21 protein-coding genes and 1 pseudogene are annotated in these 22,582 nt (G+C 69.5%); 15 read left to right on the top strand and 7 right to left on the bottom strand.

Annotated features, from left to right (window positions below; all coding sequences use genetic code 11):
• The 13 genes and pseudogenes from NY1_RS43540 to NY1_RS43535 form a co-directional block, all read left to right on the top strand.
• Positions 1-210 (top strand): annotated as a pseudogene (locus NY1_RS43540) (PE family protein); the annotation flags it as partial.
• Positions 207-1,691 carry an SCO6880 family protein gene (locus NY1_RS41255; RefSeq protein WP_067723478.1) on the top strand — a complete coding sequence of 495 codons (1,485 nt, stop codon included), beginning with the start codon at positions 207-209 and terminating at the stop codon, positions 1,689-1,691. The pseudogene NY1_RS43540 and the gene NY1_RS41255, both read left to right, overlap by 4 nt.
• Complete coding sequence (locus NY1_RS41250; protein WP_174567266.1) at positions 1,688-3,496, top strand: putative type IV secretion/conjugal transfer ATPase; 1,809 nt, start codon at positions 1,688-1,690, stop codon at positions 3,494-3,496. The genes NY1_RS41255 and NY1_RS41250 overlap by 4 nt, the downstream gene beginning before the upstream one ends.
• Positions 3,493-3,795, top strand: a complete 303-nt coding sequence (locus tag NY1_RS41245) for a hypothetical protein (protein WP_067723476.1) — start codon at positions 3,493-3,495, stop codon at positions 3,793-3,795. The genes NY1_RS41250 and NY1_RS41245 overlap by 4 nt, the downstream gene beginning before the upstream one ends.
• A gap of 5 nt (positions 3,796-3,800) precedes the next feature.
• Complete coding sequence (locus NY1_RS41240; RefSeq protein ID WP_084536323.1) at positions 3,801-4,994, top strand: M23 family metallopeptidase; 1,194 nt, start codon at positions 3,801-3,803, stop codon at positions 4,992-4,994.
• A gap of 15 nt (positions 4,995-5,009) precedes the next feature.
• On the top strand, positions 5,010-5,567 hold the full coding sequence (locus NY1_RS41235) for a hypothetical protein (RefSeq protein ID WP_067723471.1): 558 nt from the start codon (positions 5,010-5,012) through the stop codon (positions 5,565-5,567).
• A gap of 88 nt (positions 5,568-5,655) precedes the next feature.
• A complete protein-coding gene (locus NY1_RS41230) occupies positions 5,656-7,161 on the top strand; it encodes an RRQRL motif-containing zinc-binding protein (protein WP_157762842.1) in 1,506 nt (501 codons plus the stop codon).
• A gap of 82 nt (positions 7,162-7,243) precedes the next feature.
• Entirely contained in the window at positions 7,244-8,173 is a 930-nt protein-coding gene (locus tag NY1_RS41225) for a hypothetical protein (RefSeq protein WP_067723468.1), read from the top strand.
• Positions 8,170-9,921 carry a type IV secretory system conjugative DNA transfer family protein gene (locus NY1_RS41220; protein ID WP_067723466.1) on the top strand — a complete coding sequence of 584 codons (1,752 nt, stop codon included), beginning with the start codon at positions 8,170-8,172 and terminating at the stop codon, positions 9,919-9,921. The genes NY1_RS41225 and NY1_RS41220 overlap by 4 nt, the downstream gene beginning before the upstream one ends.
• Positions 9,918-10,400 (top strand): DUF4913 domain-containing protein, encoded by a 483-nt coding sequence (locus NY1_RS41215; RefSeq protein ID WP_067723464.1) that lies wholly within the window; start codon positions 9,918-9,920, stop codon positions 10,398-10,400. Before NY1_RS41220 ends, NY1_RS41215 begins: the two co-directional genes overlap by 4 nt.
• Before the next feature lie 7 nt (positions 10,401-10,407).
• Positions 10,408-11,646, top strand: a complete 1,239-nt coding sequence (locus NY1_RS41210) for a DUF1173 family protein (RefSeq protein WP_067723462.1) — start codon at positions 10,408-10,410, stop codon at positions 11,644-11,646.
• 137 nt (positions 11,647-11,783) lie between these two features.
• Entirely contained in the window at positions 11,784-12,812 is a 1,029-nt protein-coding gene (locus NY1_RS41205; RefSeq protein ID WP_084536322.1) for a tyrosine-type recombinase/integrase, read from the top strand.
• 158 nt (positions 12,813-12,970) lie between these two features.
• Complete coding sequence (locus NY1_RS43535; protein WP_067723458.1) at positions 12,971-13,492, top strand: DUF6301 family protein; 522 nt, start codon at positions 12,971-12,973, stop codon at positions 13,490-13,492.
• A 70-nt stretch (positions 13,493-13,562) separates the two neighbouring features.
• Here the strand turns inward: NY1_RS43535 and NY1_RS41195 are convergent, their stop codons facing one another.
• Both NY1_RS41195 and mobF read right to left on the bottom strand, forming a co-directional pair.
• On the bottom strand, positions 13,563-13,883 hold the full coding sequence (locus NY1_RS41195; RefSeq protein WP_067723456.1) for a hypothetical protein: 321 nt from the start codon (positions 13,881-13,883) through the stop codon (positions 13,563-13,565).
• Between the two features lie 40 nt (positions 13,884-13,923).
• Positions 13,924-18,825, bottom strand: a complete 4,902-nt coding sequence (gene mobF, locus NY1_RS41190; RefSeq protein ID WP_067723455.1) for a MobF family relaxase — start codon at positions 18,823-18,825, stop codon at positions 13,924-13,926.
• A gap of 316 nt (positions 18,826-19,141) precedes the next feature.
• Between mobF and NY1_RS41185 the strand changes: the two genes are divergently transcribed.
• Together NY1_RS41185 and NY1_RS41180 are read left to right on the top strand one after the other, a co-directional pair.
• Complete coding sequence (locus NY1_RS41185) at positions 19,142-19,546, top strand: hypothetical protein (protein ID WP_067723453.1); 405 nt, start codon at positions 19,142-19,144, stop codon at positions 19,544-19,546.
• Between the two features lie 40 nt (positions 19,547-19,586).
• Positions 19,587-19,922 (top strand): hypothetical protein, encoded by a 336-nt coding sequence (locus NY1_RS41180; RefSeq protein WP_067723451.1) that lies wholly within the window; start codon positions 19,587-19,589, stop codon positions 19,920-19,922.
• Positions 19,923-20,058: 136 nt separating this feature from the next.
• On the opposite strand, the gene NY1_RS41175 is transcribed toward NY1_RS41180, so the two are convergent.
• From NY1_RS41175 to NY1_RS41155, 5 genes are all read right to left on the bottom strand, one after another.
• Positions 20,059-20,319 carry a hypothetical protein gene (locus NY1_RS41175; RefSeq protein ID WP_067723449.1) on the bottom strand — a complete coding sequence of 87 codons (261 nt, stop codon included), beginning with the start codon at positions 20,317-20,319 and terminating at the stop codon, positions 20,059-20,061.
• Positions 20,316-20,888: a hypothetical protein gene (locus NY1_RS41170; RefSeq protein ID WP_067723447.1), complete on the bottom strand. Its 573-nt coding sequence runs from the start codon at positions 20,886-20,888 to the stop codon at positions 20,316-20,318. The genes NY1_RS41175 and NY1_RS41170 overlap by 4 nt, the downstream gene beginning before the upstream one ends.
• Entirely contained in the window at positions 20,885-21,481 is a 597-nt protein-coding gene (locus NY1_RS41165) for a hypothetical protein (RefSeq protein ID WP_067723445.1), read from the bottom strand. Before NY1_RS41165 ends, NY1_RS41170 begins: the two co-directional genes overlap by 4 nt.
• Positions 21,482-21,698: 217 nt before the next feature.
• Positions 21,699-22,046, bottom strand: a complete 348-nt coding sequence (locus tag NY1_RS41160) for a hypothetical protein (RefSeq protein ID WP_067723443.1) — start codon at positions 22,044-22,046, stop codon at positions 21,699-21,701.
• A gap of 98 nt (positions 22,047-22,144) precedes the next feature.
• Positions 22,145-22,468 (bottom strand): hypothetical protein, encoded by a 324-nt coding sequence (locus tag NY1_RS41155; RefSeq protein WP_067723441.1) that lies wholly within the window; start codon positions 22,466-22,468, stop codon positions 22,145-22,147.
• Positions 22,469-22,582 lie beyond the last annotated feature (114 nt).

Genomic DNA, 22,582 nt, shown 5'->3' with positions numbered 1-22,582 from the left:
GGCCCGGCCGGAGCGGTCGCGGGCGGAACGAAAGCCGCGGGTCCGGCGCTATCGGTGGCCGGTGCAGTCGGTGGCCCGAAAGGCGCTGCCGCGGTGGGGGTGGTCAAGGCGATCGGTGCCGGGGCGGGCGCGGTGGACAAGACGGTCAGCGGCGCGGCCGCACCGGTGGCGACACCGAGCGGGGCCGGTAGGTCGGCGGTGCCGCGATGAGCACCCAGCTGGAAGAGCGCACGTATGGGGGTTGGACGCGCCCACGCCGAGAAGGCATGTGGGGCATGGGCTGGACGGTCTCCATTGCCGCGTTCGTCGCGGTGGTGGTGGCGCTGTTGACGGTGATGCTGGCCGGTCTGGTGCCGGCGGCGGTGGTGATCGTGGCCGAACTGCTCGTGCTCGCCCCCATGGCGTACTCGCGCGGCGGCCGCACCGGATACGAGAGGGCCATGATCATGCTCGGATGGTGGCGCACCCTACTGCGACGCGAAAACATCTACCAGGCAGGCGTTTTCAGCCGCCTGGGCACCTGCAAGCTCCCCGGCTTGATGGCCACTTCGAAACTCTACGAATCCACCGATTCGGCCGGGAACCGGTTCGGCCTCATCCATATGCCGGCCCCGCACCACGCTTACACCGCGCTGCTCAAGTGCTGGCCGCAAGGCGCGCGAGCAGTCGATCAGGACCGGATCGATGCGTGGGTGGCGGCCTGGTCCGGGCTGCTGGCGACGTTGGGGGAGAAGCCCGATATCGAGGCGATCACCGTGGTCCTGGACTCGGTGCCCGAGACCGGCAACCGGCTCGCCTCCGAAGTCAACATGCTCACCAAACCCGATGCGCCCGAACCGGCGCGGGTGATGATGTCGCAGCTGGCGCAGTTGCTGCCCTCGGACACGGTGCGCCTGGAGGCGTGGCTGTCGATCACGTTCAAAGCCACCACCCCGGCCCGGCGCAAGGATCCGGCCGAACAAGCCGAAGAGGTCGCGCGCAGGCTCCCTTTCGTCACCGCCGCGCTCGCAGAGGCCGGGGTGCGGTCGCGGCCGATGACCGGTGAGGAAACCATCGCCCTGCTTCGGCGGGCGTGGGATCCGGCCGCCGAAGCCGACCTGGAAGCCAGCGCCGACGCGGGCGAATCGCACGAGTTGACCTGGGACCACGCGGGCCCGGTGATGCACGACGAGAAATACGACCGCCTCATCCACGACGGGGTCGTGTCGGTGTCGTGGGAGATGGAACTGCCGCCGGAAGGTGTGGTGCGCGAGCGGGTCCTGCAACGGCTCCTGGCGCAGAACGAAGAGCTCCCGCGTAAGCGGATCGCCATGGTCTACCGGCCGCATTCGGCCGGTGACGCGGCGCAGATCGTGGACGGGGACTACAAGGACGCGCTGGTCGCGCAGCAGACCGAGCGCGGTGTCGGGTCCGCGACCGCCGTGCTGCGGGTGCGAGCGACCGAGTCCGCGCGCGAGGAACAAGCCCGCGGCCACGGTGTCACCCGCTTCGGTGTCCTGATCACCGTGACCGAGCCCGCGGGGGCGGATCTGCCCGCGATCGAGGCGATCACCCGCGATCTCACCTCCCAGGCACGGCTGAAGATCCGCCGCTGCTACCGGTATCAGGCCGCCGCGTTCGCCGCCGGTCTCGGCGCCGGTGTGCTGCTGCCGGAGATGGCGTCCCTGCCCAAGGTGGTGAGTGAGGCATGAAACCCCGACTACGCCGCAGCAAGTCGGCGACGAAGACCCCCGCGAAGAAAACCCCGGCCACGCCCGGCGCGGCGAAAGCGGCAGGTAAACAGAAGAATCCGCCGGCCAAGCCCACGCGGGCGAAGTTCGGTACCCGCCTGCTGGACCCCGCCCAGCGCACCCGCCTGGAACAGCAGGCGATGAACGGCAGCGTGCTGGGAACCAGCTGGGCGAACTTCAAACTCGGCACCGACGACAAACGCCGCCGCGCCCTGGCCGGTGGCCCGGTGGTCAAGGGCAAGCGGGCGGGGGTGAAGTTCACCCCGCGCGGGGTCGAAGGCCCCGGTGGCGGGATCTCGCGGTCGGTGGGCCGGCCGCCGGAATTCCGGGCCACCACCGCCCAAGTCGCGGGATTGTGGCCGTGGTGCGTGGGGGCGGGTGCGCCGATCATCGGTACCCCGCTCGGTCGGCACCTCGACACGGGCGAACCCGTCTGTTTCGACCCGATGAACTGGTTCACCCGCGCGAGGTTCATCACCGCCCCGTCGCTGTTCGTGCTGGGGCTCAACGGATTCGGCAAATCCTCGCTGGTGCGCCGGATCGTGCTCGGCGGCATCGCCCAAGGCATCACCCCGCTCGTGCTGGCGGATGTGAAGCCGGATTACCGCGACACCATCGCCATCTGCGGCGGCCAGGTCATCGACCTCGGGTACGGGCACGGCCGCATCAACCCCCTCGATCCCGGCGTCATGGGCACCGCTTTGCAGCGCCTGCGCGCGGCGGGACACGATCTCGCCGCGGTCAACCTCGCCGCCGAAATCCGGGCCCGGCAAACCAATCTCGTCGCCGGCCTGGTGGAGCTGGTGCGCGGGGAACGCATCCGCGACTTCGAAGACACCCTCATCTCCACCAGCCTGCGCATCCTGTTCACCCCGGAATCCGAAGGCGGGCGCGGGCACAGCGTGGACGCGCCCCCGATCCTGGACGACCTCGCCGACGTGATCGCCGCCGGGGGCCCCGAACTCTTGCTGGACGCGGCGGCCGCGACGGATGAGCAGTATCAGGCCGCGATCATCGACCTGCGCCGCAGCCTGCGCGCCCTCACCCAAGGCCCGTTCGGCACCGTGTTCAACGGGCCGACCACCGTGCCCCTGGACATGGCCGCGACCGGGGTCTGCATCGATGTCTCCCATATCCCCAAGGGAGACAAGAAACTCAAGGCCGCCGCCATGCTCACCTGCTGGTCCACCGGATTCGGCGCGGTCGAAGCCCTCAACTTGCTCGCCGAGCTAGGGCTCGAGGAACAGCGCTACTTCCAGGTCGTCATGGACGAACTCTGGCAGGTCCTGGGCCTGGGTGAATTCATGATCGCCCGCGTCGACGAACTCACCCGCCTGCAACGGTCGATGGGTGTTGCGCTGATCATGATCAGCCACTCCATCCGCGACCTGCAAGCACTCGGCGCGGCCGCCGACCGCGCGGTGGGATTCCTGGAACGCTCCCGCGCCAAGATCCTCGGCGCACTCCCGGCCGACGAACTGGCCGCCCTGGACGGGGTGGTGAAGCTGACCGGCGCCGAAAACGCCATGGTCACTTCCTGGTCCGCGCCCCAAGCCCTGACCGGGGAACCCATCCGCGCCGGCCAAGCACCCCCGCTGCCGTCCGGGGTGGGGCGGTTCCTGCTCAAGGTCACCGAAGACCGCAGCCCGGGGATTCCGTTCCAGATGGAGCTCACCGAGATCGAACGGCAGTCCGGAATCCATGACACCAGCGCCATATTCAGCCATTTCGGCACTCATACCCGCGAGGAAAGGCAGGCATCATGAGCGCGCCCGAACGCCGTTACGGCCGCATCGACGACCGCGTCCGCCAGGCCGCCGTCGCCCGCGTACGTGCCCTGGCGCCCTCGCAGATGTCGCGCACCGCGGCGGCGAAGCGGGTCGCCGACGATATCGGCTGCCACTTCAACTCCGTGCTGTTGTGGGTCCAAGCCGATGACGGGCGCGCGATCTCGCGCAGCGTGCCCCGCCTGGAAAGCCTGGTCGAACACCTGCGCCGCGAACTCGCCTCCGCGGAACTGCTCAATCAGGCTCTGGCTCAAGAGCTCTACGACCAGGGCAGCTGAGTCGAATGAAGGTGTTCGCCGCGCTCGCGGTGTTCTGGGTGATCGTCTCCGCCGTCGTAGTGATCTTCCTGCTCGGCGACGACAACCCCTGCGGCACCACCCCTTCCACCTCCGGAACCACCGGCGGCGGACACGGCGGCGCGAGCGGGCGAAGCTGGCCGCTCAAAGAAGGCACCTACGAGATCAGCGACGTCTTCGGCTCCCGCGGCGGCGCGCACCAGGGCACGGACTTCGCCGCGCCGGCCGGGACACCGATCTACGCGGCCATGGACGGCACCGTGGCGCAAGCCGGGGAAGCCTCCGGATTCGGCATCTGGATCGTCCTCGATCACAACATCAGCGGCGTGACCACCTCCACGGTGTATGGGCACATGTACGCCTCGGACCTGCTCGTCCATGCCGGTGATTCGGTGAGCGCGGGACAGCAGATCGCCGCGGTCGGCTCCAACGGTGAATCCTCCGGCCCGCACCTGCATTTCGAGGTCTGGCCCAGTGGCGGCCGACTCGGTGGTGGCAGTCCTATCGACCCGGTCCCGTGGCTGGAAGGCTCGGACCAACCCACCGGCTCCAGCGCGAACACCGCCGAAATGGCCGGGGCCGCCACCGGCACCGCGCCCACGACCACGGCGGCCGCAGCGCCCGGGAAATCGTCGGGGTGCGGGACCAGCGGTGGGGGAGTCGATGACCTGCAATCCGGGACCGAGATTCCGCCCGAGCTCGAACCCTGGTACCGCAAAGGCGGCACCGTGTGCCCGCAGATCACTTCCTCCATGCTGGCCGCGCAAGGGCTGCAGGAAAGCGGCTTTCAGCGCGGGCTGACTTCCTCCTCCGGCGCGCAGGGCCTGGCCCAGTTCTTGCCTGGGACGGCGGCCGCGATCGCGCCGGATGGGCAGCCGTATGTGATCGATGCCGACGGCAACGGGACCGCGAGTGTGTGGGACGACGGGGACGCGATCATCGGCCAAGCCCGCTACATGTGCCAGATCGCCGACACCATCGACACCTGGATGGCCGAAGGCCGTGTGCATTACGACGGTGACCGGCGCGAACTGTACTTCGCCGGATACAACGCCGGAGAAGGCGCGGTGCTGGCCTCGGGCGGGTTCCCGTCCGGGCACAGCGACTACGTCACCCAGACCCGCCCCTACGCCGACATCATCGTCGCCAACATTCCCCGCTTCTCCAAAACTCTGTCCTGACAAGGAGATCCACGCATGTCCGGAAACCGTCGCCTCGCCTGGCTCCTGGTCCTGGCTGCCCTCGCGGTCGGGGTCGTAGCGATCGTGGGCACGGCCGGGTTGCTCTCGCGCCCGCACGACGAAACCGGCGCGGCGGGTTCGGACAGCGCGTTCGACGTCCACGGGCCCACCCCAGCACAGGCCGGACCGATCCAGGCCGCCGAATACGCGCTCACCGCGATGTTCTCCTGGCAGCCCGTGCGCGACGCCTCGCCCGGCGCGGCGGTCAGCCGCGCGAAACCCTGGCTCACCGGGGACCTGGCCGCCTCGGCGGATGCGCCGCCGGCCACCGGCGTGCGGGAGCTGCCGCAATGGGCGGGCTGGCGCGCGGCCGCCGACGTGGTGACCGCGTCCGCGGCCGCGACCGGCACCCGGGACTGTTCCGATCGGACCTGCCTGGTGGTGGTGCGGCTGACCCAGACCGTGCAGCACACCGACCAAACCCGCACCCCGTTCCGGACTCTGACGATTTCCGCCGCCACGACCGCTACCCCTGGCGGGTGGCGGCTGGGTGACTACCGCATCACCGGCTAACCCCCACCCCTCACCTCGATATCCGAAGGAGCGCAACCCATGTCGAAGAATCAGATCCACTTCCACCGCCTACCGAGCAGGTGGGGTGGTGACCGGCGAGGGTGAGGGCGGCCTACCGGTCTACCGGTGGATGAGCGCGCCCGCCCATCTCAAAACCCGCCGCCAGCTGCGGGCGCAAGGACTCACGCCCGGCCGTCAAGACATCGCCGCCACCATGGAACGCCCCCGGCGCCGCCGGAAGCCGCTGGTGGCCCACCTGTTCGACATCACCAAAGCCGTTCCCCGCCGCACCGCCACCCCAGCCCAGCGTGAAGCGTTGGCCGCCGCCAACCGTGCCCGTCAGATCGAGGCCGCACGGCGGCGCGGTATCTCCCTCACCGATCCCGCCGAGTTCGCCGCCGCACACCACCTGCATGCCGGCGCGGCCGCCGCCCGGATCGCGTTGCAGGACTGCCGCATTCCCGCCGATCTCCTCGCCGCCACCGATATCTGGCGCGGGCAGCCACCCACCGCGGAGACCGCGGCCGCCTACCTCGCCGAGGCACCCGCGCGCCGCGACCAGCTCGATGCCCGCCTGCTCGACCCGGCCGTGCCCGGTGCCGCGCGCCGGGACGCGGCCCTGATCCTGAGCTACCTCGAGGGCCGCGACCCGCGCCTGGATCTGCTGCACACCCACATCCTGATCGATCCCGTGGATGCCGCGCGGGGCCGGGTGGATCGGCTGTTGACCCGATTCGCCACGCACGGAACCGCGTTCGGTCCCGCCCTGGCCGCCGAAACCAGCGCGCTACCCGAGGCGGACCAGCGCCGCGTGCGGGCCGCGACCGACGCGGTGCTCGCCGGGAAACCCCATCGGCCGTTGTGGCCGCAGCACATCGACCGCAGCGAGCTCACCACCCGCCTGCACGGCCTGGCCCGCACACCCCTGGCGGCGCGGGAAGCCAAAGCCGAAGCGCTCCTCGCGTCATGCGACGGGCACGGCCTGCATCCCCTCGAACACCACCGCCTCCTGAGCATCTGCCAAGACGCCCTCACCAGCGCACCGGTCCCGGTGCGCGGGCTGCTACTGCTCGATGAACGCAGCAAGCAACGGTTCGAGGCGGGCCGGCACACCGACCGGGCGATAGCACTGGGAAGCAGCGTGTTCGACCAGGTCACTGCCCTGCTCGCCGACCACACCGATATCCGCCGACCACGGGCCGCGCTGCGGGCGGTCAGCGACGATATCGCCTGGCTCGCACGCGGGCACCACACCCGCGCCGAACTCGGCGAACGCCGAAACCTCTACTACCAGCACCTGACTCGCCTGCATCAACACCTCATCGACGCCCGCGTCCCCCGCGGCATCCGCGAGGAATCCCGCGACCTGCTCGACACGGCCCTGCACACCGCCGCCCGCGCCGCCCGCACCCGTGACCAGCGCGAGCGGGCCTGGCGGGAACGGCTCTACCCGAACCCGGCCGCCATCTCCCACCGGCTACTGGCGGCCAGCACCACCCGCACCCAGCGCGAACGCAGCCCCGAACAGGCCGTGCCGCACCAGCTTCCCGATCTCGCACCCGAGGCGGGCCCGGCAGCGGAGGTCACGCTATGACCCGTCGCTGGTCCTGCCGCGCGCCTCCCGGGCCCGCCACGCCCTCGCCCCGGTTCATCTCCCTCCTGGAAGGACTCCTCTCATGGCACTGCATGCCGAAGAACAGATCGTGGCCGAATCGACCGTGCTCGCCGAGGCCGCCGCACAAGCCCTCATCGCCGCGCGCCGCGAAGTACAGCGGTGGGCCGCCGAACGTGAACGCCAAGCCGCCGCCGAAGTCGCCCGCGGACAACGGCGGGGCAGGAGCGCGAATGCTGCTGCTGGCCAGGAACGTTCACCGCGTCGCGGGCTGCTCTCCCGGGTAGCGGCCTGGTTTCGCGGTCGAGGGCCGGCGGCCGCAGCGGAGGCTGGTGCGCCCACGCAGGTGGAGGCGCTGGTGGCCAAATGGGCGGCCTCCGAAGCCCAACGCGAATACGCGGCCAAGGTCGCGCGCGCCTGGGAGCAATCGGTCGCCGAGCTCGATCAGCAGTTGCGGGACGCGGGCATGAATCCCGAGACCGCCCGCGCCATCGCGGGCAAGCACGTCGATATCGACGTGGAGAAGGTCAAGCGGCTCGCCGCCGAATACACCCTCGCCGAACTCACCGCCGCCGGCGCCCTGGTCGCCGACCGGCACAACGCCGCTCCCGCACCCGCGGCCGCGGCGGCCGAGAAGGCCGAAGCAGCGAAGGAGGAAACGGCCACCCAGAAGGCCCCCGACGCGGAAGCGACCCCGCAGAAACAGGCGTCCCAGGAATCCGGGCAGAACGCTGGGAAGAAGGCCGAGCAGGCTGCGACGCCCGCCGACACCACCGCGACCGCCCGCAAGTCCACCACCTGCCGATCGACCAAAACCACCGGCAAGCAGGCGGCCAGTGGCAAGACCACCGGTGAGCAGCTGGTGGAGGCGGCCAAGCCCCGCCGCTCCAAGAAGGCCAGCGGCAGCGAGGCCGAAGCCGAGCAGCCGCAGCAGCTTCCGCCCGAAACAGTCCAGGGCGTGGAGCAGGCGGCCGAAGCGGCGGTCGGGGCATGAGCACGCGCCGCGCCACCCCCACCGGCCGGATCACCCTCGATGTGGTGGTGATCGCGGCCGCCGCCACCACAGTCCTGGTGGTCGGGGCCGCCTACTGCGCCTGGCAGGCCGCGCTACTGCTCCTGGGACGCACCGGATCCTGGGAACAGTTCCGCACCATCGACACCTGGCCCGGGTTCGCCACCGCGCTCGTCGTGATCGCGGAGACCGCGCTCGTGGCCGGGGCGATCGTGGTGGGGGTGCGGGTGGTGCGGCGCCACGAAATCACGCGGCGGGCCCGGATCATGGCCGGTCCGCACCGGCTCCGCGAGGTCACCGGCCATCAGGCCCGCGCCAAAGCGCGCCGGTTGCGGCCGGACGCGGAGGTGATCCGCGCCTGCGATATCGGAATCGTGCTCGGGCACACCGTGATCGGGGACAAACCCGTCTATATGTCGTGGGAGGACGAAGGTGTGTGCTTCGGCGGGCCACGCACCGGCAAGACCACCGGCCTGGCCATCGCCGCGATCTGCGCCGCACCCGGCCCGGTCCTGGCCACCAGCAACAAGAGGGATCTGCACGACCACTGCCGGGGCGTGCGCGAACACCGCGGGAAGGTGTGGGTGTCGGACCTGCAAGGCCGCGCCGGAACACCAGGTCAGGACTGGTGGTGGAACATCCTGGCGGGCATTACGAGCCTGCCCGCCGCGCGCCGGTTGGCCGGCTACTTCCAGGCCGCCACCCGCGAGCCGGATGCCCGTGCGGACAACTACTTCGAGGGCGGCGCACTCGAACTCGTCTCCCTGTATCTGTTGGCGGCCGCGGTCGGCGGCGGCGACATCATGCACACCTACAGCTGGCTCGCCGATGAAGACACCCCGCTGCCGGCCCAGCAGCTCGAGGCGGCCGGGCAGCAGATCGCGGCGATGAAAGTCCGCACCGCCCAATCCCTCAACGGCAAACAGCGCGACGGCCTCTACGACATGGCGCGCCGGATGCTCATGGTGCTCTCGGATCCGGGGTGGGCGCAGACCGTGCTGCCGCCCACCAGGAAAGAGTTCCCCGGCGACACCACCGCCTTGAGCAGCTGGGGCCGCGAACACACCCTGGACGAGTTCGATCCGAAAGGGTTCGTCACCTCCACCGACGGGCTGTTCCTGCTCTCCCTCGAGGGCCCGGATTCGGCGACCGCGCTGATCACTGCGCTGGTCGGGCGCATCCTCGACCACGCCCTCGCGATCGCCGCCGGTTCGCCGCGTGGGCGGTTGCCGGTGCCGCTGGTTGGCATCCTCGACGAAGCCGCCAATGTCTGTCGGCTCAAGGAACTGCCGTATCTGTACTCGCACTTGGGATCTCAAGGCGTGGTGCTGATGACCTTCCTGCAATCCCCGGCCCAAGCCTCAGAAGTCTGGACCCCCAACCAGCTCGAACAGCTGGTGTCGGCGAGTAATGCGCACATCTACGCCGGCGGTGTGCGCGACAGCAAATACCTGCAAGCCGTCGCCGAGCAGATCGGCGAGCACGACGTGGCCCGCTGGTCGGTCTCGGCCGGACGCGGCGGCAGCTCCCGCTCGCAATCCTGGTCGACCGAAAAGACCCTGCCCGTCGCGCTGCTGGCCGAACTCCCGAAGGATCTCGCGCTGGTGCAGACCACCGGCAACCCCTGGGTCCTGGTCCGCAAGATCCCCTGGCAGGAGAGCCGATACGCCGACGCGATCCGCGACTCCCTCACCCGCTACGAACCTTCGAAAGAACGGACAGTGCCATGACCATGGAATTCGGTGACCTCGACGACTTCGACGATGCCTTCCTCGGCAAACGCGACCCCACCCCGGCCCGGAATTCCGACGACGAGCAGGAGGACGACTATCTGTTCGCCGACGTCGAAGACTGGGTCAAGTCCTGGCTGGGCCCGGCCACCGCGATGAAACTCTCCGACGGCGGCCGCGGCCATGTGTGGTGCAAAGAGTGGAAATTCCACCCTCCGGTCGTGGTGCGCTTGGACGCGCTATGGCGGGCCTGGGAGAAAGCACGCCGTAGCGGCGACGATCACGCCATGATCGCCTGGTTCACCTACGACTACGACCCCACCATGCGCGCCCTCTCCGAAGGCGAATACGGACCTATGCACGCCTGCGGCACCACCCGCCACGTCGATATCCCTTCCCTCCCTGTGGATTCCGAATCCGACGACGAGCCGGGCGACATCGCGAAACTGCTGCTCCTCAACCCCCGCACCAGCGATTAGGCACGGGATGGGCCGCCGCGACGTCGTCCAGCTCGGGCCGCAGCAACTGCGCCTGGACGCGCTACGCGCCCGCCCGGACGGCTACGGCCGACTGTTCGCGGCCGCGAAAGCCGCCACCGGGCACGGCTACTGCCTGTGCCGGCCCGCCGACCCGCTGCAACTGGTCATCCGGCACCGCGAGGACCGGTACTTCCTGGCCCGCTGGCCCGGCACCGGCCCTGATCACACCCCGGAATGTCCCTTCCACCAACCGGATCCGACGCTGACCGGGCGCAGCAGTTATGCCGATGCCGCGATCGTCGAAGGGCCTGACGGCACCACCATCCGTTTCGACACGCCCCTGACCAGCAGCACCGCCGCCAGCGTGGCCACCGGCAGCCTCGAGGAACCCGGCGGCGGCGCGAGCAGCTCCGGGCGCTGTACCCTCGGACTGCTCGGCCTGCTGCACTTCCTGTGGGAAGACGCCGGATTGAACACGTGGCGGCCGGGCGTCCGGCGGGACTGGGGTGCGCTCGTGGGCGCGCTCGCCGACCACGTCGCCGACACCCACCTGGACCGGCGCGCCCTGGCCGATATCCTCTACTGCGTCCCGCCCTACCGGCCCGAACGACGCCAGGCCAACCTCGACGCCTTCACCGCATTCCTCGACAGGCTGCGGGCGCCGCGCGATCAGATCCGGCGCGGCCTGCTGCTCGGCGAGCTCACCGAAGTCACCGCCACCCGGTACGGGCACGCCTACCGGGTCGCTCACCTGCCCGGGCGGCTCTACACCAGCACCGACCAGCACGGCGCGACCCTGCGCCGCCACGGCATCGCCTTCGCCCGCGCCGCCACCACCGCGCGCGGCCGCCGGATCGGGCTGTTCCTGCTCGAACGCAGCCCCAAAGGCCACGCCGTGGTCATCGACGCGGCGGTCATGCTCACCACCGGCACCGGGTTCCTGCCCGCGGACTCGAGCCACGAACTGCTCATGGCCGGCCACCTGCAATCGGCCGGGCGCGCGTTCCTCAAACCGCTGCGCTACGACCACACCACGCTGGTCTTCCCGGATTTCGTGCTCACCGACACCCGCGAACCGACCGTCGTGGAGGTCTGGGGGCTCGATCACCCGGAATACCTGCGCCGCAAGGACATCAAGGTCGCCGAATACGCCCGCACCGGCACCACCCTCATCGGCTGGCGGCCCCCGGATCCGCTGCCGGACCTCTCCTCCCTACGAAGCTCTGAACAGTCACCTGCTGAATGACTCAATTATCTACGGCCGCAATCGTTTTGGCTCGCGGATAATTGCGTTTCAGACTCTATGAACTCGTGCCCGACGGTACTTGTCAGAGGCTGCTGGCATCCTCGAGACTTGAGGAAAGCCCGGAAGGCGGTGAAGTCATGGCGAGTGCAGAGAGCACGGGATGGGCCGCAGCGATGGCCGATGCCGACTTCGTCGACCCGTTCGCCCTCGATCCGCGGTTTCGGCTGTGGCTGGCGGTGCAGCCCAACCGGCGCACCGGTGCCCGGCTCGCGGTCCGCACCATCGACCGGTACTGCCAGCGCGTCGCGCTCTACCTGCAATGGCTGCGCACCGCCGGCTTCCCCGACGCACTCACCACAGCCGCCGGGCGCGACGCCGCCCTGAAGGCGTACCGCACGCACCTGCTCAAGACCCGCCGGGCCACTACGTGGAATGTGACCCTGGCGGCGGTGACCGCCTATTACACCTGGCTCGAGCTGGGACCGGCCCATGTCCGGGCCGCGGTGATCACAGACCGGCGGATTCAGCGGACACTGACCGTCGGCGAGCAGTCGGCGCTGATCGCGGCCGCACAAGCCCGCCCCGCACACACACCGCTGATGCGCGCGCGTCGGGCCCGCAACCTCGCGCTGGTGATGCTGCTGCAGTATGCCGGACTACGTGAATCCGAAGCCGAAGCTCTCGACATCGACGACATGGTCCTGACCGGCCGCCGCAGCTTCGTCTGGGCACCCGCCCCCGGCGGCGACGAACTGCGCCGCGTCGACCTCGCTCGGCGCGCGCACACCGCCCAAGCCGAATGGCAGGCCGAACGCGCAACTCTGCTCGGCACTGCCCGGATCCGGGCCTACTTCCTGATCTGCGACCCCGACCCGAGCAGCATCCGGCGACTGTCGGTCAGCCAGATCGAAGACATCATCGCCGATCTCGGCCGCGATGCCGGCATCGCAGAACGGCTGGCCCCGGGTGTTCTACGAGCGACCTACGCCGCCCAGCTCCTGGCCGCCGAACCCGATCTGCCGCGAGTCGCTCACACCCTCGGACAGGTCAAACCCGATATGCCCCAAATCAACGCACTACGCGCCATTGCTCCCACACCCCACCGCGGCCGCACCCCTGCCGCGCGCATCCCCGGTCAACACGAGCAGCTTGCCCTGGATTTCTGAACCGGCTGCAGCCCAACCGTATTCAAACTCAAGCGGCCATCCGGACACGCTGTAATGCCGAATGTCGGATATGTGTGCGATCTTGTCCGAAGGCCAATGGTGGTGGGTGTCGTTGCTGTCGCCCAACGCAGAAACGATCGAAGGGAGTGCCCGGCTCCATGCACGCCGACGTCGACACTGCGCGAGTTCTCGCACGCATCGCGCAGGGATTCGAGTGGACCTGGAAACTCGATGACATGACGCGCTTATGCGCTGCCGCTGGCTGGTCACCCCCGATCCCGATGAACCTGGGGCTGTACGCCAGCACCGACTGCGAGGTTCTGCGCCCGGACGCGTGGGCATTGCTCGACAACGGGGATCCGCCGCGATTATCCGAGCTGGAGGGGCCGATCGAGGCGGTCATAGTCAGAGTTGCCGACCTGGACGACGCGTCGGATGAACCGCCGACCGAATCTGAACTCGCCCAGTGCCATTCCATGATCTGTGAGGCACTCAGTGTCCAGTTGGGCTCGCCGTCCCGGCGCACCGATGCCCCATACCCGGCGACCCGATGGGATCTACCCACGGTCATAGTCGAAGTGCAGTCGCTGACCAATGCCGTTGACCTCGGATTCGTAAACCCTGCATACCAGGGCTGGCTCGACGAGCAGAGTCTCAGCGAGGACGACGAATACTGTTGAGCCTCATCGGGGAGACCGTTGATCTTTCTGGCTAACTCAACGTGTGGCTTCAGACGTCCTGTTCTGCCGCTTATCGCTTGGACTGCTGCGCGTCCTGCTGGTTGCCGAGCAGTGGACCGGCGTCGTTGACTTGGGCGACGCACCAGCCGTTCTCGTTGGGGGATTCCCACTGCACGTGGAGTTTTCGTCCGTGCGCTGCTTCGGCCAGTCGTTGTAGTTCGGCTTGTGCTTGTTCGAGGGGGGCTGTGGCGGGGATGTCGGCGAGGATTCCTTGGGTGATGCCGACGGGGTCGTGCAGGTAGGTGACGTGTTGCCAGCATTGCGGGGTGGGGACCAGAGCGAACGAGATCGGGATGCCCGGTGATCGACCGGACGACTGGTCAGCGGTCATGGTCGTGACCTTGCCGCGCCGGTAGGGCCGGGTTCGGGAGCTAGATCTCGGCGCCGTAGTCGTGCGTGGGTTCGGTGGTGGGCAGGACCGCGGTGGGGCCGGCCGAGGGCGCGTCCGGTTCGGTGGTGCGTGCCCGTGCTTCGGCGTCGGCGCTGGTGGGGGAGAGGTTCTTGCGTCGTGCGCGTTCGGCCAGGGCGCGGTCGAGTTGTTCGCCCGCGCCGGCGCGGCGGTCACGGGCTTGCTGAGTGTGGGCGTCTTGGGTGCGGGCGGCGCGCAGTTCGCGCTCGCGCACGATCGCCGTGTCGCGGGTCAGCAGGTGCTGCCACTGTGCACGTGGCGCGCCGGTAGCGGCGGCCGCTTCGACTGCGGTGTCGGCATCCTCGCGCGCGTGGCGGGCCTGCACCGCGAGCGCGTCGCGGCGTGCTCGGGCCTGGTCGAGTGCGGCGGATGCGGCGTGGCGGGCGGTGCGCCGGTAGGCGGGAATGGCATCGAGTGCAGCTTGGGCGGTGCTGACCGCCCGCCCGGCTTCGGTGAGCCGCCGGTCGGCGATATCGGCGTCGGCTAGCGCGGTTTCGGCGGCGCGGATCGCGGTCGTCTGCACGCGCAGGGCGGCGTGATCGGCGGCCACGATCGCTTCGCGGGTGGTGTCGGCGGGCGCGGCGAGCTCGAGCGGGTCGGGGGTTGTCAGGTCGCGGCGCAAGGTCCGGATGCGTGCGTCGAGTGCCTTCGTGCCGAGCATGCGCAGCGGATCGGCTTGCATCTGCTGCAACAACTTCAAGTCCTCGAGGGTGCGGATCTGGTGGGCCAGGTCCGCGGCGTGCTCGGCCACCGCCCGGTCCAGGCCGGGATGGTCGGGCGGCAACGGCGACGGGGTGCCGGCGGTGACCGGGTCGCCCGTCTCGAGGCGATGCTGCTCGATGGCCGTGGTGGCGCGGGCGGCCAGGACCGTGGCCACGTCGCGGGCGCGGGTGATCCGCGGTTCGGTCGCGGTACTGATCTCGGCGGCGAGTTCACGCGCATCCAGCCCAGCAGATTCGGCGTGGGCGAGGGTGTCGAGCAGGTGCAGGTAGTCGCGGCCGTCCTGGGCGTGCCGGTGGAGTTCGGCGGGCAGCATCTCGTCCAGGACGTGCCGTGCCCAGTCGCGGCCCAGGACCTTGACCCGGTGTTCGTAGTCGCGGCGCAGCCGCCCGATCCGGGCGTCCAGATCGCGGTCTGGGCCGTTGACGGCCAGGGCGTCGGCGAGCTCGCCGATCGCGGCCACCCGGCTCGGGTTCGCGGCCAGCTCCTCGACCTCGCTGCGGTCGGATAGGCGCGCGAACAGTTCGGCGGCGTAATCGGCCAGTTCCGCATCCACGCCGGGATGCCGAGCCGGAACTGTCGGGAGATCGACTGGTTCCAGATCACGCAACGCCAGGAACCGGCCTTCGCCCCGGCGGGCCGGGTAACTGAGGGTGCGGGCGATATGGCGGTCGGCGCGGGCGCGCAGGACGGCGGCGGGATCATCGGTGTCGGTGAGGGTTTCGGCGGTGGCGCGCCACCGGTCGGTCGCGATGAGCCCGACCGTGCTCACCGCGTCCACGCCGTGTTGTTCGCCGCGATCGAGGGTGTCGAGCAGCACGTCGAAATGCTGGGAGGCGCGCACCTGCGCGGCGAGCGCCGGCGGCAGCGCGCGATCCAGTATCGCTTCCAGGCGCGCGCGGACCAGGACGTGGCGGGTGTGGTCGTAGACCTCGCGCACGCGCGCAGGATCGCTGGCGCGGTCGGTCTCGGTGCGTAGGACTTCGGTGGCGGTGATGTTGTCGTCGGTGCGGGCGAGCTCGCGCTGCCAGACTTCGTGGTCGGTGAGTTCGGTGTCGGGTGGGTGATGCAGATCCGCGTCCGGCACGGTGTCGGTCGTGAGATAGATGCCGTTCCATGCCGATCCGCGGGTGAGCCCGACGTAGGCGAGCGAGCGGCCCAGGGCGGCGCCCATGAGCAGGTGCGCGCGGTCCACGGTCATGCCCTGGGCACGGTGAACAGTGGAGGCGTACCCAAGCTCGGTGTACTCGCGCACATAGCGCGGGGACAGGCGCACGTGCCCGTGATGAGCCAGACCGGTCACGGTCAGCGACCCGTCGGCATGCACCTTCTGCACGCGCCATTGCTCGCCGTTGTCCACCGGATCCCCGGCCCGATAACCGCCGGTGATCCGCAGTTTCGGGGTGTTGCGGCGGGTCACGATTAGGTCCCCGACATAGGCGGTGTGCGTATCGGCCAACTGCGTGCCGGGCCCGGCGGTGGCGACGCGGCCGCGTGCGGCCAGGGCGGCTTGCGCACCGCCGTTGAGCACGTGAACATCCTCGAGAGTGGCGGCCATCATCAGCGATGTCGCTCCCACGTCGAGGTCGGCGAGATGGCCGGTGAGGATCTGCTCGCGCAACTCGTCGGCCATGCCCGCGGTCACGCGCCCGGCCTTCTTGTAGAACTGCCACGCCTTCTCGGTGTCCCCGTCCCGCACATGCAGCGAGGCGGCGGCTTCGGTCGGGTCGGCGAATCGGACCACGTCGGTGAGTTGCGGTGCGCCGGTGTCGCGGGCGATCAACCGCAGGGCGCCACCGGACTCGATGGCCGAGAGCTGGGCGGGATCACCGATCCACCGCACCACTGCCCCATACCGGTCCGCGAGGGTTTGCAGCGCGGCGAGATTGTGGGTGGAGGCCATGCCGGCTTCGTCGACCAGCAGCATTGCCCCGGGCCGGATGCCTGGGTCGCGGCCGCGGCGCGCGGTCGCCAGCAGGGAGTCGATGGTGCGGGCCGGGCACCCCAATTCCTCACCGAGGATGCGCGCGGCGGACTTCTGCGGTGCCAGCGCCATCACCTCCCGCCCGTCGGCGGTCCACGCGGCGGCGACGGCTTTCATGGCGGTGGTCTTGCCGGTGCCGGCGGGCCCGATCGCAACGGCGAGCTTCGCCCCGGACGTGCACAGGTGCTTGACGATCGCGCGTTGTCCGGCGTTGAGATCGCGTGTCCCGCGTGTGATTCGGGCGATCGCGGCCCGCACGGACGCGGTGGTCAGGAACTCAGGTGTCGGGGTGTGGGCGGCTTCCAGGAGCGCGGTTTCCCGGGCCAGGACGGCTTCGCTGCTGTAGCGCAAAGTTGTTGCCGCGCAGGGGGTGAACTGGTGCTCGCCGGTGCGGCGCGCCAACTGCGGCGGGACCGGATCCGGGTCGATGCTCAAGGCGATCGAGAGCCGATCGCGGACCTCGGTGACGGTGGCTTCCAGGGCGGCGCGGTGGGCTGCGGTGGAGTCGAAATCGCATTCCACCACCCGGTCTTCGGCGGCGGCGCGGATGTGGGTTTCGGTCCAGGTCGCGCGCCGCCGCGAGACGGTTTCGAGCACGTCGGCCGCGACGTGGACCGGATCCCAGACGTTGCGGCCAAGGAGTTCCATCGCCCGGTCCACGTGTTCCAGCAGGTGTTCCTCGTGGCGGGAATCGAGCAGCGCGGCAACCTCGTTCACCGCATCGGCGCGGTCTAATCCGGTAGGGAGGATGGTGCGGTCGAGGACGTCACCGATCGCGGCCTGCACCTGGGTGGGCGTGGCGTCCAGGACCGCGGTGCTGCCCCCGAGGGCGACGCCGGTGGCGACCGCGACGCGATGCGCGTCGTAGCGGCGCGGGGCCTCAGGGTGCTGGGACAGGTAGCGGATCTCCTCGGCCACCGATCGCGCGGTGCGGCCGTCGCCCAAGAATGCTTCGGTCTGGGATGCCCAGTCTTGCAGCATTTCTTCCAGGGCTTTGGGGACCGGTTTGCCCTCGCGGGTGGCCAGGGTGGCGGCTTGGATCAGCTTGATCTGTATGTTCTTGGCCGGGTTGTGCCCATGGGTGCGTCGGTAGTCGGCGATGAGTTTTTCGGCTTCGGCGAGGATGGTCGGGCGGCGGGAGAAGAAGGTGATGAGTTCTTCTGGCATATCGGCGATTTCGAGCACCGGGGCCTTGTGCAGGCCGTTGCGATACCGGGGTTCGAACCGGTATCCCATGGTCCTTTTCAGCTCGCCGATACGGCGAGCGTTGTACTCGCACGAGAGCGAAACGGTTGCCTGATACAGCGCGCGAGCATCCAGCGCGCACCATTTATCGTCCTCACCCAGGACCCGCGAGGAGACGACAACGTGGCTGTGCGGGTTGGGATCTCCCGCACGCGAGTCCCAATGGTGGTAGATCGCGAAGGTCAAGCCTTCGGCGTCGATGACCCGTTTGCCGCCCGCGCCGCGGCGGGCCAGTGCGTATTTGTCCTGGACGGTTTCCAGGGTCGCGTACAGCGCCCGGAGATGGCATTCCCAATGCTGCTGGCGGCCCGCGTCATCCAACAAGGCCCATTGGATGGCTTCGGATTTGGTGCCGGTGGCGACCATGTCGAAGCCGACCACCGGCGCGCGGCCGACACGCTTCTCATTCGCCAGCGCGGTGGTGATTTCCTCCGGCGTCGCGGCGCGCCCGAGCTCGGACAGCAGGTGTTTGCGGGCCGCGCCGACGCGCAGGTCCAGCCATTCCTCCCGCGTCGCCGGCCGCCCCACCGTGGCCAGATGCGCCACCAGATCGGCCTGATAGATCTCGCCGATCGGGGTCTTGCCCTGCCCGATCGCATGATGGCCGGTGCCGAGCGCGGCGGCTTCCAGGGCCTGCTCGACACTCGCGCCTTCGGCGATTTTGTCGATGATGATCTGATCGGCGTTGGGGTGGATTCCCTCGCCGTACAAGGCGCGCATTTGTGCTTCGGTGACCTCGCCGGAGACTCCGAGAATCTCGGCGCCACGGCCGAACCATTGCCCGGGCGGTGTGCCGTGCGCGGCGTAATAGTCGGTGAGTCCCTGCCCCTTGGCGCGTTGACGATCCGCGGTGGCTACCGAGCGGAGCAGGTACTCGAAGCCATCGCCGGCGTGTAACGCCTTGATGGTCAACACAAGATCAAGTGTGCGCGCAAACTCGCGGCTATGGAAGAGCTCTGACCGGGGAATTCACGATAGTGCAAGAGGTGTGTGGACGATTCATGGTGGTAGAACGGTTACGAGCGAGCCGGAGTGGGGCACGGACACGTACGGAACGCGCAGGAACGGCAGAGCGCAAAAGCGCGAAACGTGACAGACCGGGCGCGTACCGTGAAACTCAACAAATATCGGGCAAACGGAAGATTCGGCCGACCGGCCGGAACAGCCACCCGCAACGCCCGATACCGGCGGCGACTGGGGCCGGTACCTCGGCCCCGTGAGGCGGTGGACGATGACGGGCAGCAAGAACGGTGGGGCGGCGGTCTCGGCGGCGCGGCAAGCGCGCGAACGCATGGCCGAGATGGCGAAAGCGGCCCGGAAACGGGAAGCCGACACGACGGCGGACCTGACCGCCTACCTGCAAGCCGCGGCGGGACTGGCGAAAGCTGCTGGCAAAAGGGATGCGGCGATCGCGGCGGCCGATCAGACTTACCGGAAAGCCGAAGCGGCCGCCCGCGAGCAGCAGGCGGGCGCGTTGCGGCGGATCCGGGACCGGGGCGCGACCGATACCGAGATCGCCACGCTGACCGGTTTGGAGATCGGCAAGGTACGCGCCCTGCTCAAGGCCGGCACGGGCGGGGCCGGAACGGAACGGCCGGCCGTTACTGCGGCGGCGGGTTCCCCGGGCCCGGGATAGCTCGACAACCGGAGTTCGACGACAACGGGGGTGGGGATCGATGGGCACGCTGTTCCTGATCGCGATGCTGGTGACGTTGTTCCTCGGCGCGGTCGGCACGCTGGCGACCGTGGGCGTGGTGCTGTGGTTGTGGCCGGGCCTGCTGCGCGGGCTCGGCCTGCTTCTGCTGGTCTGCAACGCCTACCGTCTGGTGCTGGGTGTGCTGCTGTTCCATTGGGTGATCGGCCCGGCCCTGATGTGGTTGGCGATCGGGGCGGGGCTGTGGCTGCTCGGGCACTGGCTGTACGCGCTGCGGTGGCACACCTGGCGCACTCAGCTGGCCGCGCAGATCTTCGAACTGCCGGGCCTGCGGGCGTTGCCTCCGGCGGGCTGCTGACCCCTGAACGCAGAAAAGCTCCCTGTCGGGCCGGTCTGTAACCGGTCGGACAGGGAGCTTTTCGTGTGGTTCCCGCGCGGCAAGCCATCGTTGGTTGCCTGGCACGTCGTCGGGCTGCGGGAAGCTGCGGCGGGGGTTATCTGGTCGGTGCGGGTGGTCCGGGGAGCAGGGCAATGGTTTGGTGGCAGTTCGGGCCGGGCTCCCAGGAGTAGAAACCTCGGCGGCCGTCGTCCTCGCGGCGCATGCTCGCGCCGTGCCGTGAGGGTTCGGAGGCGATGACGGCGGTCCATTCGTGCGTGTGGCTGGTCATCGAACAGCACAGCTGCGCGAATTCGCGGCGCACGCGCACGCGGTCGCCTGTGCGGAACTCGGTCCAGTCCGGGCCGGTGTAGCTCATCGCGGGTTCCTTTCGGGGGTGTGGGTGGCGCGGCGGGTGATGGCGGTCAGTCGGGCGTGTTCGCGTCGCCAGCGCGCTACGGCGGCCGCGACGTAGCGCACGAGATCGCGGATGGGGGCGTAGTCGGCGGCCATCTGCGCTATGCGGGTGGCGTCGGCTTCGTAGCGGCGGCGGTAGCTGTCCTCGATCACCAGGCGAGCGCTGTCCCAGCTGGTGAGCGGGTTACCGAGCGTGTAGACCTCGCTGACGAACAGTCCGACGCGGTCGGGGGTGAGATGGAATTGCCCGAGCCGCTCGCCCAGTCCGCGCGCCAGGGTCACGACGGCTTGCGGGCTGGGCTGGCGGTGTTCGTTGACCAGGTGCCGGATGAGCACCGACACGGCGGCGCACAGGTGGTCGGCGAAATCGGTGGTGCGCACGTGGGACAGGATCTCGGCGGCCGCGGTGGTGTCGAGATTGAGCAGGGCCGCGATGAGGTTGCGTTCAGGCTCCATCGCGCGCAGTTTCCGCTGTTTGGCGGCGTCTTCGATCTCGGCGACAACTTCGGCCACGTCGGAACCGGCGGTCATGGCGTGTCCGTGGGAGCGGGTGGGAGCTCGGAAAAACCGAAGATCTCGACAATGCCGCCGAACGGCGGGCGCGCGTCGCGCTCGGGATTGCAGTCGCACAATGTGACGCTGCTGCCGGTGTTCGCCCCCGGGCGGTGGGTGTCGCTCGCGTGCTCGGCGGCGGCGAGTGTTGCGTAGCAGTGGGATTCGTCGCCCCAGCCTGGGCCGTGGTGGAACTTGACCTTGTAGTGGTCGCGGATGCGTTCGCCGTACTTGAGCACTTCGTTGCAGTCCCAGCAGCGCAGGTGGTAGCGGTAGCGGCGGGCCGGGATATCGACGTCTTCGCCGTTCTCCCCGGTCCGTTCGTGCGGGCATTCATCGACCACGACCACATCGGTGATGCCGACTCGGACGGTGGTGCCGGGCTCGCCGTTCCACGCGATGATCAGCGGCTCGTGCATCATCGGTTCGATCCGCAGGATCCGGCCGCTGCCGCGCCGGTGGGCCGGGTCGGTGCCGTCCGGGTCGGGGTGGGCGATCCGGTCGCCGACCCGGAACAGGAACTCGCCGCGCGCAACGAATTCCGCGGGCTCGGTGTCGCGATGATCAGGCATGAGGTGTTCCTCTCGTAGTGGGTGTGCCTGCCCGAGTGATGCGCGGCCGGTGGGGTGAGTGCCGGCGGTGGCGCTCGCGGCGGGGGCCGGCTGGGGGTGGGCCACTCGGGCAGGCACAGCACGGAGCGCAGCGGAGTTCCACCGCGCGGTTCCCCGGCGGGCCGGTGCCGGGGGATGAATGCGGCCCGACACCGTGGGGTGCCGGGCCGGGGGCCGGTCAGTCGTCGGGCTGGTCGGGGTGGTGGGCTTTGCCGTCCAGGACGTACGGGCTTTTCGTGCGGTCGCTGTCGTGCGGCTTCTGGTCGGGCTCGACTCCGGCCTTACGCAAGCTGTCGTCCAGGGCGGTGCCGTGGCGCACCAATGCGAGCCGGTCGGGCGCGAACTCCATTGCCCTGTAGCTCGTCCTGCGGTAATCAACCCTGATCAGTCGTGAGATGGACACTTCGGACTTGTCCGGGTTGATGGCGTCGACGGTCCATCGGGCGCTGCCTTCGGTGCCGTCCTTGCGGATGGTGTGGACGGTGTCGCCTCGATAGATGGCGGGGTCTTTCTTGGGTGCGGGCATGGGCTGTTTCCCTTCACACGCTGCGGAATCGAACGGGGGCCGCCGGTGGCCCGGCACCGTGTTCCGGTGCCGGGCCCAGGGCCTGCGGGGCGGGGGTTCTAGCGCGACAGCAGGAACGCCATTGCGGCGGCCTGGCGGCCGATCTGGGCGGCGTAACCGCTGATCCGGGCCTGATCGTCGGGGCGGATGCGGTGCGCGGTGACCTGCGCGCACATCTGGTCGAACGGCAGCGCCGCGAGGCGGTACAGCTCGGCGTCCCATTCCCTGTCGGCTTCGGCGGCCGCGCCGGGGTCGGTGACAATGACGTGCGGCGGGTGGTGGCGGTGATACTCGCGACACTCCAGGACGGCGGGGCGGGCCTCGGCGGGCGGGCTGCCCGCGTAGCGCGACGGGCAGCGGGTCGCAGGATCGAAATCGGGCATGACGGTGGACCTTTCGGCACGCAAAGGGGGAATGGCGGGCGACGGGTCCGGGCTCACAACAGCGTCAGCTGTTCGGCCGGGCCGACCGGCCCCGGCGCGGCGGGCAGCGCGCGC

The organism is Nocardia yamanashiensis NBRC 100130, assembly GCF_001613325.1.
Classification (GTDB): Bacteria; Actinomycetota; Actinomycetes; order Mycobacteriales; family Mycobacteriaceae; genus Nocardia; species Nocardia yamanashiensis.
The sequence above is the reverse complement of the archived record's forward strand: the minus strand, read 5'-3'. Positions and strand labels throughout refer to the sequence as shown.

Excerpts from the sequence above, each read along its gene's own strand:
- NY1_RS41255 (WP_067723478.1), top strand. The coding sequence starts at position 207 with ATGAGCACCCAGCTGGAAGAGCGCACGTATGGGGGTTGGACGCGCCCA.
- NY1_RS41250 (WP_174567266.1), top strand. The coding sequence starts at position 1,688 with ATGAAACCCCGACTACGCCGCAGCAAGTCGGCGACGAAGACCCCCGCG.
- NY1_RS41245 (WP_067723476.1), top strand. The coding sequence starts at position 3,493 with ATGAGCGCGCCCGAACGCCGTTACGGCCGCATCGACGACCGCGTCCGC.
- NY1_RS41240 (WP_084536323.1), top strand. The coding sequence starts at position 3,801 with ATGAAGGTGTTCGCCGCGCTCGCGGTGTTCTGGGTGATCGTCTCCGCC.
- NY1_RS41235 (WP_067723471.1), top strand. The coding sequence starts at position 5,010 with ATGTCCGGAAACCGTCGCCTCGCCTGGCTCCTGGTCCTGGCTGCCCTC.
- NY1_RS41225 (WP_067723468.1), top strand. The coding sequence starts at position 7,244 with ATGGCACTGCATGCCGAAGAACAGATCGTGGCCGAATCGACCGTGCTC.
- NY1_RS41220 (WP_067723466.1), top strand. The coding sequence starts at position 8,170 with ATGAGCACGCGCCGCGCCACCCCCACCGGCCGGATCACCCTCGATGTG.
- NY1_RS41215 (WP_067723464.1), top strand. The coding sequence starts at position 9,918 with ATGACCATGGAATTCGGTGACCTCGACGACTTCGACGATGCCTTCCTC.
- NY1_RS41210 (WP_067723462.1), top strand. The coding sequence starts at position 10,408 with ATGGGCCGCCGCGACGTCGTCCAGCTCGGGCCGCAGCAACTGCGCCTG.
- NY1_RS41205 (WP_084536322.1), top strand. The coding sequence starts at position 11,784 with ATGGCGAGTGCAGAGAGCACGGGATGGGCCGCAGCGATGGCCGATGCC.
- NY1_RS43535 (WP_067723458.1), top strand. The coding sequence starts at position 12,971 with ATGCACGCCGACGTCGACACTGCGCGAGTTCTCGCACGCATCGCGCAG.
- NY1_RS41195 (WP_067723456.1), bottom strand. The coding sequence starts at position 13,883 with ATGACCGCTGACCAGTCGTCCGGTCGATCACCGGGCATCCCGATCTCG.
- NY1_RS41185 (WP_067723453.1), top strand. The coding sequence starts at position 19,142 with ATGACGGGCAGCAAGAACGGTGGGGCGGCGGTCTCGGCGGCGCGGCAA.
- NY1_RS41180 (WP_067723451.1), top strand. The coding sequence starts at position 19,587 with ATGGGCACGCTGTTCCTGATCGCGATGCTGGTGACGTTGTTCCTCGGC.
- NY1_RS41175 (WP_067723449.1), bottom strand. The coding sequence starts at position 20,319 with ATGAGCTACACCGGCCCGGACTGGACCGAGTTCCGCACAGGCGACCGC.
- NY1_RS41170 (WP_067723447.1), bottom strand. The coding sequence starts at position 20,888 with ATGACCGCCGGTTCCGACGTGGCCGAAGTTGTCGCCGAGATCGAAGAC.
- NY1_RS41165 (WP_067723445.1), bottom strand. The coding sequence starts at position 21,481 with ATGCCTGATCATCGCGACACCGAGCCCGCGGAATTCGTTGCGCGCGGC.
- NY1_RS41160 (WP_067723443.1), bottom strand. The coding sequence starts at position 22,046 with ATGCCCGCACCCAAGAAAGACCCCGCCATCTATCGAGGCGACACCGTC.
- NY1_RS41155 (WP_067723441.1), bottom strand. The coding sequence starts at position 22,468 with ATGCCCGATTTCGATCCTGCGACCCGCTGCCCGTCGCGCTACGCGGGC.